Annotated in this window: 17 protein-coding genes; 6 read left to right on the top strand and 11 right to left on the bottom strand. The window is 68.2% G+C overall.

Annotation, left to right across the window (positions count from 1 at the left end; all coding sequences use genetic code 11):
* Position 1 precedes the first annotated feature (1 nt).
* From AAHM41_RS18445 to AAHM41_RS18435, 3 genes are all read right to left on the bottom strand, one after another.
* Positions 2-448: an OmpA family protein gene (locus tag AAHM41_RS18445; RefSeq protein ID WP_342238030.1), complete on the bottom strand. Its 447-nt coding sequence runs from the start codon at positions 446-448 to the stop codon at positions 2-4.
* 58 nt (positions 449-506) lie between these two features.
* On the bottom strand, positions 507-1,481 hold the full coding sequence (gene meaB / locus AAHM41_RS18440) for a methylmalonyl Co-A mutase-associated GTPase MeaB (RefSeq protein ID WP_342238029.1): 975 nt from the start codon (positions 1,479-1,481) through the stop codon (positions 507-509).
* 66 nt (positions 1,482-1,547) lie between these two features.
* Entirely contained in the window at positions 1,548-2,336 is a 789-nt protein-coding gene (locus tag AAHM41_RS18435; protein WP_342238028.1) for an IclR family transcriptional regulator, read from the bottom strand.
* Between the two features lie 80 nt (positions 2,337-2,416).
* Between AAHM41_RS18435 and AAHM41_RS18430 the strand changes: the two genes are divergently transcribed.
* Positions 2,417-3,244, top strand: a complete 828-nt coding sequence (locus AAHM41_RS18430; RefSeq protein WP_342238027.1) for a phytanoyl-CoA dioxygenase family protein — start codon at positions 2,417-2,419, stop codon at positions 3,242-3,244.
* Between the two features lie 67 nt (positions 3,245-3,311).
* Here AAHM41_RS18430 and AAHM41_RS18425 read toward each other — a convergent pair whose 3' ends face one another.
* The 3 genes from AAHM41_RS18425 to AAHM41_RS18415 are packed head-to-tail and all read right to left on the bottom strand — an operon-like array spanning position 3,312 to position 6,706.
* Positions 3,312-4,049, bottom strand: a complete 738-nt coding sequence (locus tag AAHM41_RS18425; RefSeq protein WP_342238026.1) for a DUF4241 domain-containing protein — start codon at positions 4,047-4,049, stop codon at positions 3,312-3,314.
* Positions 4,050-4,098: 49 nt separating this feature from the next.
* Positions 4,099-4,827: a DUF4241 domain-containing protein gene (locus AAHM41_RS18420; RefSeq protein ID WP_342238025.1), complete on the bottom strand. Its 729-nt coding sequence runs from the start codon at positions 4,825-4,827 to the stop codon at positions 4,099-4,101.
* Between the two features lie 22 nt (positions 4,828-4,849).
* On the bottom strand, positions 4,850-6,706 hold the full coding sequence (locus AAHM41_RS18415) for an ABCB family ABC transporter ATP-binding protein/permease (RefSeq protein WP_342238024.1): 1,857 nt from the start codon (positions 6,704-6,706) through the stop codon (positions 4,850-4,852).
* Between the two features lie 195 nt (positions 6,707-6,901).
* Between AAHM41_RS18415 and AAHM41_RS18410 the strand changes: the two genes are divergently transcribed.
* Both AAHM41_RS18410 and AAHM41_RS18405 read left to right on the top strand, forming a co-directional pair.
* On the top strand, positions 6,902-8,590 hold the full coding sequence (locus AAHM41_RS18410; RefSeq protein WP_342238023.1) for a L,D-transpeptidase family protein: 1,689 nt from the start codon (positions 6,902-6,904) through the stop codon (positions 8,588-8,590).
* 328 nt (positions 8,591-8,918) lie between these two features.
* Positions 8,919-9,455 carry a DUF882 domain-containing protein gene (locus AAHM41_RS18405; protein WP_342238022.1) on the top strand — a complete coding sequence of 179 codons (537 nt, stop codon included), beginning with the start codon at positions 8,919-8,921 and terminating at the stop codon, positions 9,453-9,455.
* Positions 9,456-9,514: 59 nt separating this feature from the next.
* Here AAHM41_RS18405 and AAHM41_RS18400 read toward each other — a convergent pair whose 3' ends face one another.
* The 3 genes from AAHM41_RS18400 to AAHM41_RS18390 are packed head-to-tail and all read right to left on the bottom strand — an operon-like array spanning position 9,515 to position 11,725.
* Positions 9,515-10,231: a metallophosphoesterase family protein gene (locus AAHM41_RS18400; RefSeq protein WP_342238021.1), complete on the bottom strand. Its 717-nt coding sequence runs from the start codon at positions 10,229-10,231 to the stop codon at positions 9,515-9,517.
* Positions 10,232-10,252: 21 nt separating this feature from the next.
* Complete coding sequence (locus tag AAHM41_RS18395; RefSeq protein ID WP_342238020.1) at positions 10,253-11,062, bottom strand: hypothetical protein; 810 nt, start codon at positions 11,060-11,062, stop codon at positions 10,253-10,255.
* 36 nt (positions 11,063-11,098) lie between these two features.
* Positions 11,099-11,725, bottom strand: a complete 627-nt coding sequence (locus AAHM41_RS18390; RefSeq protein WP_342238019.1) for a DapH/DapD/GlmU-related protein — start codon at positions 11,723-11,725, stop codon at positions 11,099-11,101.
* A gap of 124 nt (positions 11,726-11,849) precedes the next feature.
* Here AAHM41_RS18390 and AAHM41_RS18385 point away from each other — a divergent pair, with 124 nt between their 5' ends.
* Complete coding sequence (locus AAHM41_RS18385) at positions 11,850-12,737, top strand: LysR substrate-binding domain-containing protein (protein WP_342238018.1); 888 nt, start codon at positions 11,850-11,852, stop codon at positions 12,735-12,737.
* A 3-nt stretch (positions 12,738-12,740) separates the two neighbouring features.
* On the opposite strand, the gene AAHM41_RS18380 is transcribed toward AAHM41_RS18385, so the two are convergent.
* A complete protein-coding gene (locus tag AAHM41_RS18380) occupies positions 12,741-13,682 on the bottom strand; it encodes a ribose-phosphate diphosphokinase (protein ID WP_342238017.1) in 942 nt (313 codons plus the stop codon).
* A 75-nt stretch (positions 13,683-13,757) separates the two neighbouring features.
* On the bottom strand, positions 13,758-14,015 hold the full coding sequence (locus AAHM41_RS18375) for a CBU_0592 family membrane protein (protein WP_342238016.1): 258 nt from the start codon (positions 14,013-14,015) through the stop codon (positions 13,758-13,760).
* A 206-nt stretch (positions 14,016-14,221) separates the two neighbouring features.
* Here AAHM41_RS18375 and AAHM41_RS18370 point away from each other — a divergent pair, with 206 nt between their 5' ends.
* Both AAHM41_RS18370 and AAHM41_RS18365 read left to right on the top strand, forming a co-directional pair.
* The gene (locus tag AAHM41_RS18370) at positions 14,222-15,778 is read left to right on the top strand and encodes an ABC transporter substrate-binding protein (RefSeq protein WP_342238015.1); all 1,557 of its coding nucleotides are present in this window, start codon (positions 14,222-14,224) and stop codon (positions 15,776-15,778) included.
* Complete coding sequence (locus AAHM41_RS18365) at positions 15,778-16,725, top strand: ABC transporter permease (protein ID WP_342238014.1); 948 nt, start codon at positions 15,778-15,780, stop codon at positions 16,723-16,725. Before AAHM41_RS18370 ends, AAHM41_RS18365 begins: the two co-directional genes overlap by 1 nt.

The following is a 16,725-nucleotide window of genomic DNA, read 5'->3' as shown; positions in this document are numbered from 1 at the left end:
GCTAATAGGGAAGGATTTCCACACGGCGGTTCTCTGGCCGCGCCACCCCATCGGCGGTGGGCACGAACGGATCGGTTTCGCCAGCGCCGTGCACGGAGAGCAAGCTGTCTGGCACACCTCGGGCGACCAGGGCATTGCGCACCGTCTCGGCCCGGCGCAGTGATAGTTCCAAATTGCTGGCGGCGGAGCCCACTCGATCGGCGTGGCCAGTGATGGCAACTGCATCTGCACAGCTGAACCAGGTAGCTGGTTCCATCCTGTCCAGATAGTCCACGGCGCGCTGGTCCAACTGGGCGCTGCCAGAGTCGAAGAATACCAATCCGGTCGAGATATGGACGATCACAATCACGTCGGATTCCGGCGGCGGGCAAACAGCCTCGACGCGGTGCGGCTCCGAACAGCCGGCCAGCCCGGCGCAGATGAGTGCTGCCGCAATTGAGTGCCGCATCGGCAAGTCCCCCGGCCGAAAGGGTGCGAGTACGCCGACCCTGTGTCAATCAGCGGCCTCAGCCCCCGAGAAACCGCTCCAGCAGCCGTCGCGCCGCGGCGGTCGGCAGCAGGCGGCCGGCGGCGACCTCGGCTTCGAGCGCCGGCAGGGCCTTGGCCACGGCGGGATGGCCGCGCAGCGCGTCCAGCAGGCCGTCGCCGAGCTCGCGCCACAGCCAGGACCGGGCCTGTTCGGCGCGGCGCCCGGCCACAGCCTCGCCCATCTGCGTGCGGAACTTGCCGATCGTGTCCCAGACCGTGTCGATGCCGCGATTCTCCAGCGCCGAGCATTGCAGCACCGGCGGGGTCCAGCCGCCGCTGCCGCGCAGCAGGGCCAGGGCATGGCGGTATTCGGCGGCGGCGTGGTTGGCGGCGCCCCTCTGGTCGCCATCGGCCTTGTTCACCACCAGGATGTCGGCGACCTCGACGATGCCGCGCTTGATGCCCTGCAGCTCGTCGCCGGCGCCGGGCAGCAGCAGCAACAGGAACACGTCGACCATCTGCGCCACCGCGGTCTCGGACTGGCCAACGCCGACGGTCTCGACGATCACCACGTCATAGCCCGCGGCCTCGCACAGCAGCAGGGTCTCGCGCGTCCGCCGCGCCACCCCGCCCAGCGTGGTGCCGGCCGGGGAGGGGCGGATGAAGGCGGCGGGGTCGCGGGTCAGCAGCTCCATCCGCGTCTTGTCGCCGAGGATCGACCCGCCGGAGCGCTGCGAGGACGGGTCGACCGCCAGCACCGCGACGCGGTGGCCCTGGCCGGTCAGATGCAGGCCGAAAGCCTCGATGAAGGTCGACTTGCCGACGCCGGGCGGGCCCGAGATGCCGATCCGCACGGCGCCGCCGGCGGCAGGCGCCAGCGCCTCCAGCAGCGCCTCGGCGCGCTCGCGGTGGTCGGCGCGGCGGGATTCGACCAGGGTGATGGCGCGGGCCAGGGCACGGCGGTCGCCGCCCCGGATCTGCGCCGCCATGCCCTCGATCGTCTCCGCCGTCACCGTCCGAATCCTCGCGCATCGTCCCGCGCAGGGAGGCTAGGCGATTTGGCCGGCCTACGTCCAACTTCAGCCGGCCGACCCGCCGATCTGCTCCGAGATGCGGGCGGCCGCGTCCTGCAGCGCGGCCAGGGCCTCCGCCGGCGAGACCGTGTTCCCGCGCTGCGGCAGGAAGGGCAGGGTCAGAGCGGCGACCGCCAGCCCCGAAGGGTCGAGGATGGGCGCGCTCATGTCGGTCAGGCCGGGCGCGGTCTCGCTCGGCGCCATGTCGTGGCCGGCCGCGGCGATGCCCTCCAGCCGCGCCAGGATGTCGTCGGCCGGCAACTCGTCCCGCTGCGCCATGACCCGCACCATCTCGCCGCGCCGCGGCTCGCGCTGGAAGGCGGTCAGGATGCGGGCGGAGACCAGATGCATCGACAGCGGGAAGACGGCGCCGAGCTTCACCGTCCAACCCATCGGCCGGTCCGGCTCGGCCTGGGCCAGGATCAGGAAATGCTCGCCGCTGGCCATGCTGAGATGGCAGGCCAGCCCGACCTGGGCGGCGAGCCCCTCCATGATCGGCAGCGCCACCTGCTGCAGGCGGCGGGTCGGCGGGTGCTGGGTACCGAGCTGGAACAGCCGCAGCGTCAGGCGGTACTCGCCGGTCTTCGGATCGCGGGCGACATAGCCGCGCCGCTCCAGCACGCCGAGCATGCGGAAGATCTCGCCGACCGACCGGCCGACCCGCGCCGCCAGCGACTTCTGGTTGATGCCGCCGGGCTCGGCCGCCAGCGCTTCCAGCAGGTCCAGCCCCTTCTCCAGCGCCGGGGCGCCGGGCTTGGCGCCATCCTTGTCGTCGGCGTTGACATCACGATCCATATGGTCTTCCATATTTGAAATCATACAGACACCAATGAAATTAGCGCATCACAAAGATGCCGGCCATCGGAGGAGCCGCCATGAAGATGCTGTCCTCGGCCGCGGTGGAGCATTACCGGACGCACGGCTATGTCGCCCCGATCCGGGCGCTCTCGACCGACGAGGCGCTGCAGATCCGCCGCCATCTCGAAGCGCATGAGAGCGAGCACGGGACGCTGAAGGGCCCGATGCGCCACAAGAGCCACCTCCTGTTCACCTGGCTGGACGGGCTGATCCGCCATCCCGCCATCCTCGATGCGGTCGAGGATATCATCGGCCCGAACATCCTGGTCTGGGGTTCGAGCTTCTTCATCAAGGAGCCGCGCGACCCCGGCTTCGTCTCCTGGCACCAGGATTCGACCTATTGGGGCCTCGACCCGGCCGACATCGTCACCGCCTGGGTGGCGCTGTCCGAGAGCACCGCCGAGAACGGGGCGATGCGGGTGATCCCGGACAGCCACCTGCTGGACCAGGTGCCGCATCGCGACACCTTCGCCGCCAACAACCTGCTGTCGCGCGGCCAGGAGATCGCGGTCGAGGTCGACGAGGCGAAGGCCCGGATGCTCGAGCTGCAGCCCGGCGAGATGTCGCTGCACCATGTGCGGCTGATCCACGGCTCCGACCCGAACCCGTCGGCCAGGCGCCGGATCGGCTTCGCCATCCGCTACCTGCCGACCTATGTCCGCCAGATCGTCGGCACCCACGACGCGGCGACCCTGGTCCGCGGCGTCGACGAGTTCCGCAACTTCGAGCCGGAGCAGCGGCCGGACTCCGACCTGTCCGAGGCCGCGCTGGCCTTCCACGCCCAGATCACCGGCACGCATCAGCAGATCCTGATGCGCGGCACCGGCCGCCCGCCGGCCGCGTAGCGGCCGGCACTGACCGCCCGACAGGGTGACGTCCCGAGACGGTGAGGACTTGCGCGACCGACCCGCATCAGCGGCGCGGTCGTTCGATCACCCCAAGATCCGCCGTCAAGGACACGATCCGACCAGCGTCGTCCAGGCCGAAATAGGAGATGTAGTAGCCGTCGCCGAAGCCGGTCTCGAACATCGCGATGCTGCCCGGTCCAAAAGGCCGGACCAGCCAGGCCACGCCGCTTGCCTGGCGCTCGTTCAGCGCCGCAATGAGCTGCTGCTTGGTGTTCCGATCGGCGGCCGCTGTCAGGTACGGCCCCTGGACGGCTGCGTCCATGAAGCTGCCGGTGCCCGTCTCGACCGGGAAGCCGAAGGCGTAGTCCGTCTGCGAGCCGTCCAGGGACTCGCCCGGCGGCAGCGCCATCTCCCAGCGCACCGCCGGCCTGTCGGAAAACAGGACGCGGGCATAGGCGACCCGTTGCTCGCCCGAGGGCGTCCGGGTCACCGCAAGCTGCACCGGGAACCGGCCGGTGGGAACGCGCCTCGTGAAGGGAATACCAGGTTCGCAGGCGAACGGATCGCAGACGACCATGCGACCGCTGGGGATGTCGAGATCGCCGATGGCGATCGTCGAAAACTCGACCGGCTTGCCGTCGGCGATGACCCGGGCTCTGGCTCCGCCCTCGAAGGCACTGCCGATCAGGGCCGATGGCGGTATCTGTCCGTTCTCAGAGGCAACGCAAGCCGAGACCAGGAGCAGCCCCGCCAGGAGCGGGGCACGCCTGATCCACTCCAGAACGCCGTTCGCGATGCCCATGATCCCCTTCCGTAGCCGTTCCCGACTCTGACGGACGGTTCTGCCGAGCCTATTTCCCCGCGAGCCACTCCACCACGCCGAAATCGGTGACCAGCGCGACCACGCGGCCGGCGCTGTCGAGGCCGAAATAGGAGGCGTAGAAGCCGTCGCCCCAGCCCGACGAGAACATCGCCACATTGGCGTGCCCGTATGGGCGCAGCAGCCAGGCTCGGCTGCCGACCGGAGCATTGTTCAAGACATCGACCAGCCGCATCGTGGCCGCCTCGTCCGCCGTCGCCGCCAGATAGGGAGCCTGGGCGGCCGCGTCCATGAACGCGCCGGTGCCGGTGTCGATGCCGTAGCCATGGATGTAGCCCGGCTTCAGGTCCTTCAGGGTCTGGCCCGGCCGCAGCGCCATCTCCCAGCGCTCCACCGGCCGGTCGGCGAAGAGGATGCGGGCGAAGGCCACCCGCTCGTCGTCGTGCTGCAGCCGCGCCACGGCCAGCTGGACCGGGAACTTGCCCACCGGCACGCGCCGGCTGAAGGCCTCGATGCGGTCGCACAGGAAGGGGTCGCAGGCGACGATCCGGCCGCTCGGCACGGCCAGCTTGCCGATATCGAGCCCCGAGAGCTGGATCGGTCCATCAGGGGGCGTGACGGTGAAGCCGGGGCCGAAGGCTTGCGAGAACAACTCCGATTGCGGCAGCGGCCATGACGCCTCCACCGCAGGGGCCTGCGGGGAGCAGGCCATCGCGAGCAGCAGCAGGCACCAGGCGAGCCATCGGCTGGAAGCACGCATCAACCGAACTCCTGCCGCACCGTCACGATGCCGCGACCATCTCCGGGTCGCGGTTCGGCCGGTCCGGCGTGACCAGCTCGCCGCGCTCCGCCGCCTCCTGCTGCCGGCGCCACATCTCGGCGTAGCGGCCGTCCTCGGCCAGCAGCTGGGCGTGGCTGCCGCGCTCGGCGATGCGGCCGTCGGCCAGCACGATGATCTCGTCGGCGTCGATCACGGTCGACAGCCGATGCGCGATCACCAGCGTGGTCTTGCCGCGGCTGACCTCGCGCAGATTGGCCTGGATCTCGCGCTCGGTGTTGGTGTCGAGCGCCGAGGTCGCCTCGTCGAACAGCAGGATCGCCGGATCCTTCAGGATGGTGCGGGCGATCGCCACGCGCTGCTTCTCGCCACCCGACAGCTTCAGCCCGCGCTCGCCGACCTTGGTCTCGTAGCCGTCGGGCAGTCGCAGCACGAAATCGTGAATGCGTGCCATCTGCGCCGCCGCAACCACCTCCTCGTCGCTGGCCCCCGGCCGGCCATAGGCGATGTTGTAGCGGATGGTGTCGTTGAACAGCACCGTGTCCTGCGGGACGATGCCGATGGCGGCGCGCAGGCTGGCCTGGGTGACGTCGCGGATGTCCTGGCCGTCGATCCGCACCGACCCGGCGGTGATGTCGTAGAAGCGGAACAGCAGGCGGCTGATGGTCGACTTGCCGGCCCCGGTCGGGCCGACGATGGCGACCGTGTGCCCGGCCGGCACGCTGAAGGTGACGCCCTTCAGGATCGCGCGGCGCGGGTCGTAGCCGAACTCGACATCGGTGAAGCTGACCATGCCGCCCTGCACCTGCAGCGGCTGGGCGCCGGGCGCGTCCGTCACCTCCTGCGGCACGCCGAGCAGCGAGAACATCTTCTCGATGTCGACCAGCGCCTGCTTCACCTCGCGGTAGACGAAGCCGAAGAAGTTCAGCGGCAGGTACAGCTGGATCAGATAGGTGTTGGCCAGCACGAAGTCGCCGACCGTCAGCCGGCCCTCGACGATGCCTGCGGCCGCCATCCACATCACCGCAGTCAGGCCGATGGCGATGATCGCGGCCTGGCCGATGTTCAGCAGCGACAGCGACACCTGGCTGCGCACCGCCGCCCGCTCATAGCGGATCAGCGACGCCTCGTAGCGCCGGGCCTCATGGTCCTCGTTGCCGAAATACTTGACCGTCTCGAAGTTCAGCAGGCTGTCGATCGCCTTGGTGTTGGCCTCCTGGTCGGTCTCGTTCATCTGCCGGCGGTACTTGGTCCGCCATTCCGTCACCCACAGGGTGAAGGCGATGTAGAGGACGACGGTGGCCAGCGTCACCAGCGCGAACCACAGGTCGAGGATCCACCACAGCACGGCGACGACGAACAGGATCTCGACCAGCGTCGGCAGGATGTTGAACAGCATGAAGCGCAGCAGCGTGTCGATCGCCGCATTGCCCCGTTCGATCGCCCGCGACAGGCCGCCGGTCTGGCGGTCGAGATGGAAGCGCAGCGACAGCGCGTGCAGGTGCTGGAAGGTGGCGAGGCCGGTGCGGCGGATGGCGCGCTGTGCCACCTTGGCGAAGATCGCGTCGCGCAGCTCGCCGAAGGCCAGGCTCAGCACGCGGGCCGCGCCATAGGCCAGGATGATGCCGATCGGCAGGATCAGCGGCAGCCCTCCCTTCAGCGACAGGGCGTCGATCGCGTCCTTGTAGAAGATCGGGGTGTAGACGCTGGCGACCTTGGCGGCGATCAACAGCAGCACCGCCAGCACCACCCGGGCCCGCATCTCCAGCTGGCCGGCCGGCCAGAGATAGGGGGCGAGCGAGCGCAAAGGGTGACGACCCTTGGCGGCGTCGATGACGGAAGGGGGCGTGGCGGCGTTCATGGTGCGTACCCTAAGCGGGTGGCCCGCGGGCGGGAAGGGCAAAGCCGCGGCTAGCCTCTAGGAGGATATTGATAAAATTGAATGATTATGTTGCTATGCAGCAACGCTGTGTGACTTTCACGATCGCATCACGGCAAAAGGACTCCTCTAGCCCCTGTGCCGCGCTACGTATCTAAAGATTGCTGGAGAGCACCGATGCGACGCCTCGTTGTCCCGATCCTGTCCCTGCTGCTCGGCGCGGCTGCCCTGCCGGCCGCGGCACAGGCCGGGCTGACGCCAGCCGCCGCGTCACTGGACGCATCCGCCCTGTCCGACCCGCGCGCCGCGATCGAGGCGGCGATCGGCGACGGTGACACGATCACGGTCGGCGGCGTGGTGTTGAAGGCGCGCGAGCTGCGTGACCTCTATGCCGGCCGCGGCTGGTTCCCGCTGTGGATCGACATGGACGGGCGGCTCGACCCGCGCGTCGAGCCGATCGTGGCGCGCCTGGCCAAGGCGCGCGAGGAGGGGTTGGTCCCGTCCGACTACTATGTCGACTCGCTGAAGGATCTGACCCGCTCCGCCGATGCCGACGACGTCGTCGCGACCGAGATCCTGCTCAGCGCCGCGGTGATGCGCTACGGCGTCGACGTCCATGCCGGCCGGCTGGTGCCGCGCGAGATCGACCCGACCTTCGACATCACGCCGAAGCCGGTCGACCGGGCCGCCCTGGCCACCGCCGCGTCGATGCTGCCCGATCCGGACAGGTTCCTGGCCGATCTGGCGCCGAAGCATGCGCTGTATCAGCAGCTCAAGGGCGCGCTCAGCGGCTTCGAGACGCTGGCCGAGGCCGGCTGGCCGACCATCCCGGCAGGCAACAGCGTGCGCCCGGGTGAGGAGAGCGACCGGGTGCCGGTGCTGCGCGCCCGCCTGGCCGCCACCGGCGAGCTTGTCGGCGATCCTGCGGACCAGAGCCACCTCTATGACCCGCAGCTGGTGGCTGCGGTCGAACAGTTCCAGATCAAGCACGGGCTGAAGCCGGACGGCATTCTCGGCCGAGCCACCCTGGCCATGCTGAACCGGCAGGGGCCGGAGCGGATGAACCAGATCGTCGCCAGCATGGAGCGGCTGCGCTGGCTGCCGGACGATCTCGGCCCCGACTACCTGATGGTCAACATCGCCGCCTTCACCATGGACGTCGTCGCCGACGGCCAGCTGGTGCGGACCATGGACGTCGTGGTCGGCCAGCCCAAGAACCAGACGCCGCTGTTCAACAGCGCCCTGACCTATCTCGAGTTCAACCCGACCTGGACCATCCCGCCCTCGATCGCCGCCAAGGAGTACCTGCCGAAGCTGCGCAACAATCCGGGCTACCTCGCCAGCCGCAACTACCGGCTGTTCTCCGGCTGGGGCGGCGGCTCGCGCGAGATGAGCGCCGATTATGTCGACTGGTACGGCGTCGGCTCGGGCACCATGCGGTCGCTGCGCATCCGGCAGGATCCGGGACCGGGCAACGCTCTCGGCAAGGTCAAGTTCATGATGGCGAACAACTGGAGCGTCTATCTCCACGACACGCCGTCGAAGAGCTACTTCCAGCGCGCCAACCGCGCCCTGTCGCATGGCTGCGTGCGGCTGCAGGACCCGATCTGGCTGGCCGACTATCTGCTCGACGGATCGCCCGACTGGTCGCCGGCACGGCGGGACCGGGTGATGGGCAGCTGGACCCCGACGACTCGGATCAACCTGCCGGCTCCGATGCCGCTCTACCTCGTCTACCAGACCGCGTGGATCGATCAGAGCGGCGAGGTCGCGTTCCGCGACGACATCTACGGCATCGACGCCAAGGTCATCGCAGCGCTCCAGGCCCGTGAAACCCGGCGCGAACAACTCGCATCCTCCCGCTGAAATCATCGTACGATTCAGACGTTGCTCCAACGGGCGGCCGAATTTCGGTCGCCCGTTTTTATTTCACCTTGATGATTTCGAATGAGTGTAAAATCTATATTATGATTTTCAGCAGTTTTACTTTTACCTTCACTAAAGATGCGACACATCTACCACAATGTTGCCATTATGTCACAGACTTTCTCTGTAAAGCTTGGAAGAAACTGTTGATTCCCGCTTCGCCCTGCTTCACAAAGGACGCCATCAAACGCCCGGCGCCGAGTATAGGCGTGTAAAGCGTCAGAAATGCCGGATGCGCGGTTAGTGAAGGTTAGGAGCAGCGGGAACGATGCAGAGACGGCAATTCCTGAGGATGTCGGCCGGGGCTATCGCAGCCGTCGCCGCCGCGCCAATCGCACCACTCTCAGCCCTGGCCGCCACCAATCGACGAACGCTCCATCTCTACGACGCCCATAATCTCGTTGAAATCAAGGAAGAGTACTTTGTCGACGGCTGGTACAATCCGGACGTCCTGGCGAAGTTCAATTACTTCCTGCGCGACTGGCGGTCGGACGAGGTCCGGGTGATGGACCCGAAGCTGCTCGACATCCTCAATTCGCTGCAGCGCAAGGGCGGATCGGACGAGCCGATCCACGTCGTCTGCGGCTACCGCTCCCGCGCCACCAACGCCATGCTGGCCCGCCGCAGCCGCGGCGTCGCACGCAACTCCCTGCACATCCAGGGCCAGGCGGCGGACATCTTCATGCCGAATATGAGCCTGGCGAGCCTGCGCCGGAATGCGGTCGGGCTCCAGGCCGGCGGCGTCGGCTACTATCCGCGCTCGAACTTCGTCCACGTCGACACCGGCGATATCCGCACCTGGTGACGCCGCGGTAATCGACGGGCAGGGGCCGCCGCGGGGCGGCCCTTTCCGTTCAGGCCCGCTCACAGCTCGATCAGCGCATAGGGCCGGCCGCTCGGCTTCTCGATCGCCCAGGCGACGTTGTAGACCGGCGCCCCGGCGGGGGTGTGGCCCTGATACACGCCGCGATGGGCGTGGCCGTGCACCACCGCGCTGACGGTGAAGCGGTCGATCGTCTCGGCCAGGCGCGAGGAGCCGAGGAAGGGGTAGATCTCCAGCGGCTCCCCCTCGATCGTCTCGGAGATCGGGGCGTAATGCAGCACCACCATCGCCCGCTGCGTCTTCACCGTCCGCATCGCGTTCTCCAGCCGCATCGCCTCGGACACGGCCACGGCGACGAACTCCTTGGTCTCCGGCTCGCCGAAGGAGCCCAGCATCCGCCGGCCGAATCCGCCGGCGAATCCCTTGACCCCGACGAAGCCGACGCCGTCGATCTCGACCGCGCTGCCGTCGAGCAGCCGCAGCCCCGCCTGGGTCAGGATCGACTGCACCGTCTCGACCTCGCCGCATTCGTAGTCGTGGTTGCCCAGCACGCCGATCACCGGGATCGGGCAGGCGTGCAGATCCTCGGCCAGCCGCTCCGCCTGCCGGATCGTGCCGGTGTCGGTCAGGTCGCCGCACAGCACCAGCGCGTCGGCCGCCTGGGCGATCTCGCCGAACATCTCGCGCAGCGGATCGGACTGCTCCTTGACATGGATGTCGCCGATCGCGGCGACGGTGAATTTTTCCTTCTCCGCCATGGGTCGGTCCCCTGTCTCGTTTCACGCATCCCGCCAGTCGCCCTCGCCGCCGACATCGGCGAAGCCCCATTCCTCGACCGCCGTGGCGTAGTCGATCCGCGACAGCATGCGGCCGCGGCACACCTTCATCTGCGGCGGCGGCAGGTCGAGCTGGTGGCGCAGCCGGTCCATCAGCTCGTCCATCAGCCAACGCGGCACCCGGTTGCGCTCGGTCGGGTAGACCCAGCGGAAGTTGAGCAGATGCACCAGCAGCATCTCCCAATGCAGCTCCATGTAGCCGAGCAGCCGCTGCCAATCGATCTGGTCGTGCTGCTTCAAGATGACATGGATCACGTCGGCGCCGTCGTAGCGGTGGCGCATCTGAATGAAGGCCTTCGACCAGATCAGCTCGGTCGGGGCGACGATCCGGACCGTCGTGCCGTACACCTCGATCTGGCGGGCGTGCTCGAACCACTGGTCGTTCACCGGCATGGTGCCGTTCGACGAGGCATAGATGATGTCGAAGAAGTGCCGGCCCTTGTGCACCTTGCCGAGCCAGCGCTCGTCCTCGATCTCGATCGAATAGCCGAGGTCGTGGAAGTGACCGAGGATGCGTGGGCTGTCGCCGGCCTTGCAGAAGACGTCCAGGTCCTTGGTCGGCCGCGAGATGCCGGTATAGGCGCTGACGGCGTAGGTCCCGGCCAGCAGGAAGGGCAGGCCGGTCGCGGCCAGCTCGCGCAGCGCTTCGGCATAGAAGGCCTCGGCCAGCGGGTCGTGCGGCGTCGGTGCGGCGGCGGCGATGATCGACGGAATCGGACGGTCCTCGTGGTTGCGCCAGCAGTGCTGCAACAACCGGCCAGCGAAGCGGTCAGTTCCGCCGCCGGGCCGTCATCCTCCGGGCTGGTGCCGGGCGCAGAATTCCTCCGCATCCAGCGTCCGGAAGTCCTGCAGCGCCATGCGCAGCCGGTCGTGCGGCCAGTCCCACCAGGCCAGCGCCAGCAGCCGCGCTTCCACCGCCTCGGTCACCCGGCGGCGGATCGGCCGGGCCGGGCTGCCGGCGACGATGGTGTAGGGCACGACGTCGCGGGTGACCACGGCGCCGGCGCCGATCACAGCCCCGGTGCCGACCGTGACCCCGGGCAGCACGATGGCGCCATGGCCGACCCAGACATCGTGGCCGATCGTCACCCGATGGTCGCGGCGCCAAGCGAAGAAGTCGGTGTCGTCGGCGTCGGCGAGGCCGTAGGCGGCGGAGCGGTAGGTGAAGTGATGCTGCGTCGCCCGCCAGGTCGGATGGTTCGGCGCGTTGAGCCTGGTGTAGGCGGCGATCGAGCAGAACTTGCCGATCTCGACGCACCAGGCCATCGACCCGTCCATCAGATAGCTGTAGTCGCCGAGCGTCACCTCGTTCAGCACGGCATGGGCGCCGATCTCGGTGTAGATGCCGAGCTGGCAGGACGAGACTCGGGCGGTCGGGTTGATCAGGGGCTCGGGCCCCAGGGTCTTGCTGCTCATCGGGCTCTCCGGACGGGTATCGTATAGAGGTCTAGACAAGTTCGATGACGATTCTGCTGTCGCCCGGGTGACGATCCCGACGCCTCGGCTTGTGCCGGGGGCGGTCTTCCCCTTGAGTGCGTGGATGCCCGCTTCCTCCCATCTCGGCCTGCCGCCGCTCAACGCCCTCGTCGTGTTCGAGGCGGCGGCGCGCCTGGCCAATTTCTCCCGGGCCGGGGCCGAGCTCGGCCTGACCCAGAGCGCGGTCAGCCGCCAGATCCTGAAGCTCGAGGCCTTCATCGGCGGCAAGCTGTTCCAGCGCACTCCGTCCGGCGTCAGCCTGACCCCGCTGGGCGAGAGCTATGTCGCCGAGGTCCGCCGCATCCTCGGCGATCTGGTGGCGGTGACCCATGGTGTGCGCGGCTCGGCCGGGCCGCGCCAGGTGACTTTGGCCTGCTCGCACGGCATCGCCGACCTCTGGCTGATGCCGCGGCTGAAGGCGCTCGACGCCGCGCTGCCGGGGATCGAACTTCGGCTGCGGGTCACCGACGATGTCCAGCATCTGCGGCTGGACGAGTTCGACCTCGCCATCTTCTACCGGCGCGAGCGGCCGTCCGGCGTGGCGCTGCATGTGCTCGGCACCGAGGAGATCGTGCCGGTTGCGGCGCCGGGCCGGCAGGCGCTGCAGGACGATCCGGCGCCGACCTTGCTGGCGATCGAGGATTCGTTGCGCGAATGGATGGACTGGCCGCACTGGTTCGGCGCCGCGGCGATGCCGCTGCCACCGAAGGCAAGGGTCTGGCGGCTCGGCTCTTACGCCCTGGCGGTGCAGGCGGCGTCGCAGGGGCTGGGCACGGCGCTGGGCTGGACCTGGCTGCTGCGCGACCAGCTGGCCTCGGGCGCGCTGGTGCCGGCGCATGGCTTCCACCTGCGCTCGGAAGGGTCGTTCTACCTGATGCGGCCGCTCGACCGGCATGTCCGCCGGGTGGTGCGCCAGGCCATGGACTGGCTGGTCGCCAGCAACGCCGGCTAGGCGCTAGGCGTGGAACAGTTCGCTGACCGATTCGCCGGCATGAATCCGGCGCATCGCCTCCGCCATCGCCGGCGCGATCGACAGCACGGTCAGCTTGGGATGGTGCGCGGCGCCGTTCACCGGCACGGTGTTGGTGCAGACGATCTCAAGGATGTCGTCCTGGCCGCCCAGCCGGTCCAGCGCGCCGCCGGAGAACAGGCCGTGCGTGCAGGCCACGCGGATCGATCGAGCGCCCTGGCGGCGCAGATGCCCTAAAAGCTCCAGGATCGTGCTGCCCTTGGCGATCTCGTCGTCGATGACGATGATGTCCTTGCCGCGCACCTCGCCGATGATGGCGCTGATCTCGACGCGGTCGTTCTCGAAGCGCTGCTTGGCGCCCATGGCCACGCCCGCACCCAGCAGCCGCGCGAAGACGGTCGCTTCCTTGGCATAGCCGAGGTCCGGCGAGACCACGACGGTGTTGGCCATGTCGTAGCGGCGGAAATGGCCGGCCAGCTCGCGCAGCGCATGCAGATGGTCGACCGGCACGCTGAAGAAACCGTGCACCTGCGGCGAATGCAGCGTGGTGGTCAGCACCCGGCCGGCGCCCGCCGCGACCAGCAGGTCGGCCACCAGCCGCCCGCCGATCGAGATCCGCGGAGCATCCTTCTTGTCCGACCGGGCATAGGCGTAATGCGGCATCACCACGGTGATGCGCGACGCCGACGCGCCGCGGGCGGCGTCGATCATCAGCAGCAGCTCGACCAGATGCTCCTGCACCGGCGGGCTCAGGGTCTGGACCAGGAAGACGTCGCGTTCGCGGCAATTCGCCTGGAGCTGGACCCCGAGGCAGTCATTGGCGAAGCGCTGGACCCGGGAGGGGCTGAGCGGCACGCCCAGCGCGGCGCAGATCTCGGCCGCCAGGGCGGGATGCGCGGTGCCAGAGAAAACAGCGATCTCGGCCATGCATCCCCCGGTGTCGAATCGATCCGATCGGCGCCGACCGTAAAGGGGACGGACAGCCTTGTCCATGTCGCCGGGCTAGGCGTCGGCCGGCCGTGCCCGCATCCGCCGGGCCTTCACCAGGCCGATGACGGTGAACAGCATCCAGAAGGCCTGGGCCACGAAGGAGGCCAAGTTGAAGCTCCACAGCAGCGAATACATCACCAGCACCCCGCCGACGATGTTCAGCAGGGCATAGCGCCAGTCGGTGATCGCGAGGATCTGCAGCTGGGCCAGGGCATAGGCGTGCAGATAGGCCAGGACACCGACCAGGCCGACCACATCCGGCAGACTCACGATTCGACCTCGGGGCAACGAAGGCGCCCTGGATAGGGGGCGGCCCCGGCAAGCGGCATCGAATCTTGCTCATAAGGTCATGCCTAAAAATCATGTCCGACTTTTTGCCGTCATCCACTAGGGTCCGGCGCTCAAGGCAGCGCGACGCAACGGCTGCCGCACCGGGCGCCGTCGAGCGTCCGATCATCCGCAAACAGGGATCGGCCATGACACGCAGCGACTTCCCGCAATTCGAAACCACGCGCCGCGGCCTGCTGCTGGGCGCCGCCGGCCTCGGCCTCGCCGCCGGTCTGGGTGGCCGCGCCTTCGCCCAGGACACGCCGCGCAAGGGCGGCGTGCTGAAGCTGGGCATGGGCGGCGGCAGCACCACCGACGTACTTGATATCCGGGTGCTGACCGATTGGGTGCCGCTGAGCCAGGCCTTCATGCTGATGAACGGCCTGGTCGAGATCGACCGGAACAACCAGGCGGTTCCGGAACTGCTGGAGAGCTGGGAGGCCAGGCCGGGCGCGGCCGAATGGGTGTTCAACCTCCGCCAGGGCGTGACCTTCCACAACGGCAAAGCGCTGACGGTCGAGGATGTGATCTACTCGATCAACCTGCACCGCGGCGAGACCAGCTCCGCCATCCGCGCCACCGCCGAGCAGATCAAGGACGTCCGTAAGCTCTCCGACAGCCAGATCGCGATCGAACTGACCGGCGGCAATGCCGACCTGCCGTACATCCTGTCCGATTACCATTTCCTGGTGGTGCCGGAGGGCTTCACCGACTGGTCCAAGCCGGTCGGCACCGGCCCCTTCGTCTATGAGAGCTACGAGCCCGGCGTGCGCTCGCGCTTCACCCGCAACCCGAGCTACTGGAAGCCGGGCTGCGCCAATGTCGACGCGGTCGAAGTCATCGTCATCAACGACGTCGCAGCCCGCACCAATGCGCTGATGTCGGGCCAGGTCCACGCCATCAACCGGCTCGACTTCAAGACGGTCGACCTGCTGAAGCGCAACCCGAAGCTGCAGATCGTGCAGTCGGCCGGCGGCCAGCATTTCACCTTCCTGATGGACTGCACCAAGGCGCCGTTCGCCGACGTCAATGTCCGCCTCGCGATCAAGCACGCGATCGACCGCGAGCAACTGCTGAAGGTGGCGCTGCGCGGCTATGGCCAGCTCGGCAACGACCACCCGATCCCGCGCACCGACCGGTTCTTCAACAGCGAGCTGCCGCAGCGCGCCTACGACCCGGATAAGGCGAAGCACTATCTGCAGCAGGCCGGGATGAGCGACCTGAAGGTCGAGCTGTCGGCCTCCGACGCCGCCTTCGGCGGTGCGGTCGACGCCGCCGCGATCTTCCGCACCGCCGCGGCCAAGGCCGGGATTGACGTCACCATCAAGCGCGAATCCCCGGATGGCTACTGGGAGAAGGTGTGGATGCAGGCGCCGTTCTGCATGTCGTTCTGGGGTGGCCGCCCGACCGCGGACCAGATGCTGTCCATCGCCTATGCCTCCGATGCCAAGTGGAACGACACCCATTGGAAGAACGAGAGATTCGACAAGCTGCTGCTGGAGGCGCGGGCGCTGCTGGATGACGCCAAGCGCCGCGAGATCTACTGGACGCTGCAGGAGATGATCTCGAACGAGGGCGGCGCCATGATCCCGATGTTCGGCGACTATCTCGACGGCGTGTCGACCCAGGTGCAGGGCGTCACCCCGCATCCGATGTTCAACTTCATGGGCGGGCGGCTGGCGGAGCGCGTCTGGCTGGCGGCTTGATGACGGCCCTGATCCTGAAGCGGATCGCGCTCGGCCTCTTCACCCTGTGGCTGGTGTCGGTGCTGGTCTTCGCCGGTACCCAGCTGCTGCCCGGCGACGTCGCCTCGGCCATCCTCGGCCAGTCGGCGACGCCGGAATCGCTGGCCGCTTTGCGCCGGGATCTCGGGCTCGAGATGCCGGCGCTGCTCCGCTACGGCCATTGGCTGTGGGACTTCGTCCAGGGCGACCTCGGCCGGTCGCTGGCCAACCAGCAGCCGGTGGCGGAGCTGCTGTGGCCCCGCTTCTGGAACACCATGTTCCTGGCCGCCTATGCCGCAGTGATCGGCGTGCCGCTGGCGGTGACCTTGGGCATCCTGACCGCGGTCCGCCGCGGCGGGATGTTCGACCGGCTGGTGAACATCGTCGCGCTCGGCACCGTGTCGCTGCCGGAATACTTCCTCGGCCTGGTGCTGATCCTGGTCCTGGCGGTGCAGAGCCCGGTGTTCCCCAGCCTGGCCGACGTCTATCCCGGCATGGGCTTCGCCGAGCGGCTGGACGCGACCACGCTGCCGATGCTGACCCTGCTGCTGGTCACCGTCGCCCAGATCATGCGGATGACTCGGACGGCGGTGCTGGCGGTGATGGATTCCGCCTATGTCGAGACCGCCTATCTGAAGGGCCTGCAGACCGGCCGTGTGGTGCTGCGCCACGCGCTGCCGAACGCAGCCGCGCCGGTGGTCAACGTCGTCGCCTTCAACATCGCCTACCTGATCACCGGCGTGGTGCTGGTCGAGGCGGTGTTCAACTACAACGGCCTCGGCCGCTTCATGGTCGACGCGGTGGCCAAGCGCGACCTGCCGATGGTGCAGGCCTGCGCCATGGTGTTCGGCGCCGCCTATGTGATCCTGAACATGGTCGCCGACATCGCCGCCATCGCGCTGAACCCGCGCCTGCGGCACCCCCGGTAG

This window comes from Inquilinus sp. OTU3971 (assembly GCF_038440215.1).
Note: the sequence above shows the minus strand (reverse complement) of the source record. Positions and strands in the feature narration are given on the sequence as shown.